The sequence below is a fragment of the Streptomyces sp. NPDC004647 genome (genome assembly GCF_040609575.1).
Lineage (GTDB): Bacteria > Actinomycetota > Actinomycetes > Streptomycetales > Streptomycetaceae > Streptomyces.
In genome coordinates, this window is sequence record NZ_JBEXKU010000189.1 from 1 (window position 1) to 2,563 (window position 2,563).

General features: G+C 68.2%; 3 protein-coding genes and 1 pseudogene. 1 reads left to right on the forward strand and 3 read right to left on the reverse strand.

Going from position 1 to position 2,563, the window contains the following annotated elements; genetic code table 11:
- The 3 genes from ABZW18_RS34530 to ABZW18_RS34540 form a co-directional block, all read right to left on the reverse strand.
- Positions 1–800 (reverse strand): MMPL family transporter (locus tag ABZW18_RS34530; protein WP_356195424.1); only part of this gene is annotated, 800 nt, incomplete at its 3' end.
- A gap of 245 nt (positions 801–1,045) precedes the next feature.
- Positions 1,046–1,708, reverse strand: coding sequence for a hypothetical protein (locus ABZW18_RS34535; protein WP_356195420.1), 663 nt, complete (start codon positions 1,706–1,708; stop codon positions 1,046–1,048).
- A gap of 11 nt (positions 1,709–1,719) precedes the next feature.
- Positions 1,720–2,043 carry a helix-turn-helix transcriptional regulator gene (locus ABZW18_RS34540; protein ID WP_356195422.1) on the reverse strand — a complete coding sequence of 108 codons (324 nt, stop codon included), beginning with the start codon at positions 2,041–2,043 and terminating at the stop codon, positions 1,720–1,722.
- Between the two features lie 419 nt (positions 2,044–2,462).
- Between ABZW18_RS34540 and ABZW18_RS34545 the strand changes: the two are divergent.
- Positions 2,463–2,549 (forward strand): annotated as a pseudogene (locus ABZW18_RS34545) (IS5/IS1182 family transposase); the annotation flags it as partial.
- Positions 2,550–2,563 lie beyond the last annotated feature (14 nt).

Here is a 2,563-nt window from a genome sequence, read left to right on the forward strand (position 1 = left end):
GGCTCGGGGCCGTCGGCACCCGGCTTGTTGCGTTCCTCGCGCCAGCGGGTGACGACGAGGAGTGCGTAGTCGATGGCGATGCCCAGGCCGATGAGTGCCACCAGGAACTGGACGATGAAGGAGACATCGGTGATCCCGGTGACGCCGCGCACGAGCAGGAACGTGGTGGGGATGGCGACCGCGGCCATCAGCACCGGCACGATCGCGAGGCCACTTGCGAAGACCAGGATGAGCACCAGCAGGGCGCCGACGGCGCCGATGAGGGTCTCGTAGATGGGGCTGCGCTGCGCTCCGCTGTCGCGGCCGGAGAGGACGGGCTGACCGGTCAGTTCGACCTGTGCGCCCGCGATCTTGGCCTGCTCGACCGTCTTCTTGATCCTCGGGAGCGACTGCGCATAGGGCGAGTTGGTGGGGTTGGCCGGCGGGTAGACCAGCGCGACGGTGGTGCGCTTGTCCTTGGACAGCAGCGAGTCGTCGCCGGTGCCGGCGTAGGAGACGCTGCGACCGCCCTGCGGGGTGACCTTGGCGACCAGGGCGCCCCACTGCTGACGTACGGCCGCGCTGTCGGCGGTCGTGCCCTCGGGCACGGTCACGACGAGCAGCAGCGGGGCGTTCTTGCCGCCGGTGTGGGCGAAACGCTGGGCGAGGGTGTCGTTCGCCTCTTGGGCCGGCTTGTCCGGGAGCCGTGACGCGTAGCTGAGTTTGTCGATGGTGCTGCCCGACATGGCTCCCCCGACGAGGGTGAGAACCACCCAGACGAGGACCACGGGCCACCGGTGGGCGAGCACCCACCGTGTCATGCGCTCCACGGGACCGACCTCCTGTAGGGACACTATCGTGTAGTCACGCTACCTATTGCGCCCCAACCTAGCGGTCCCCCACGCCGGATCGCAACAAAGACCAGTTCGGTGGCGGGCAAACAGAGAGCTCCCATCTCGGGTGGCAACAAAGAGAGTTGTCGCCCGAGATGGGAGCTCTGATGACGGCGGCCGATACGGACGGGGCCGCGGAGGCGGGTACGGCGGACGGAGCCGCGCGGGAGGTCCTACGAGGGGCCCACTCCTCGTACGACGGACAGGAAGCGTTTCAGGGAGAGAGCGAAGTAGGCACCGGACACCACGGTCAGCGTCGCCGGTATGGAGACCATGGGCCAGTCCAGGGATTCCGGATGGCTCAGGCCTCGGTTGAGCAGCAGGAAGACCAGAGCGGCCAGCACGCAGAGCATGCCGATGAGCGCCGCGAGCGTCCCCGTCATGACGGTCACGTCCCGCGGTGCTCCCGCCGCCCGAATCCCACTGCCGTTGCGTAGCCCAGAGATCGCCCCGGCGAGAGAGAGCACACAGCCGAACGCCACCGCCGACAGGCCCGTCAGCAGCAGAGGCGGGTGATACCCCCACGGCCCGGGCGGGCCGCCGAGCAGCGCGTATGCCCAGGTGGCCGCGAGCAGCGGCAGAACGCACACGGCCCGCAGCGACAGGCGGTTGGCGCTGATGCGCAGCGTCGCATCGTTGTAGGCTCGGGCGACGTCCCTGACCGGCCCCCACTCCTGGACGGCGCGGTGCGCGGCTTTCTCGGCGTCGGGGGAGCCCTCGAGGTTGGCCTCGGTGGCGCACTGCAGCCCGTCCAACACCTCGTCGATGATCGCGGAGCGTCTCGAGTGCGGTCCCACGAGGTGCTGGGCCAAGCGGTCGGCATAGCGCTGCAGCACTGCCGCCTCCATCACGCCTCGCCTCCCAATACGACCGAGATGACCGAGGAAACCTCCTGCCACGCCGTACGCTTGTCCGCCAAGGCACGCCGTCCCGCCGAGGTCAGGAAGTAGTTGCGGCGGCGGCGGCCGTTGTGCCGGGACCACTCACTGCCGACCAGCCCCGCGGCCTCCAGACGGTGCAGGGCCGGATAGACGGTGCCGGTCGGCAGATTGATCGCGTCCCCGCTGCGCCGCTTGAGCTCCTCGATGACCGCATAGCCATGCAGTTGTCCGGACTCCAGCACAGACAGCAGCATCCCTTCCAGGTTCCCTCTCAGGGTTTCTGCCTCCATGCCTAACCACACTACACATCGGCGACGCAGCCAGGTATGGGCCGGGATGGCACCTCAGCGCGCTCCCATGCGTCGGCGCAGCGCCGCCGAGGCCCCGGCAGCGTGAGGTCGGCGCCCTCGGTGCCGCAAACGGCAGCTTCCGGGTAGCTCGCCAGCTGCTTGTCGGTGGGCTGGTCGACGCAGACGACGGACAGTCCGCACTGTCGCGACTTCCAGATTGCTCACTTTGCGGCGCGCGGAGTGTCCCGCTGGTGGGTCGCCGGTGGTATGCGGCGGCTCGGCGTGTATTGCCACGACGTACTGAGCTCTTTCCAAACTGGCAGTAGGCCGGGCGGGTTGGGGCGCGCTGGCTGATGTGAACGATGAAGCTCCTGGTAGACGGGTTCTCGACCAAGATCACCCGAGTCCGCCAGGAGCTTCGCGTGCTGCGAAAGATCCGCTGCAGCACCAACCGCATCACCGACATCGTCAAGGCCGTCCTCGTCCTTCACCACGCATCAACGTGAGGTTGGAAAAGGCT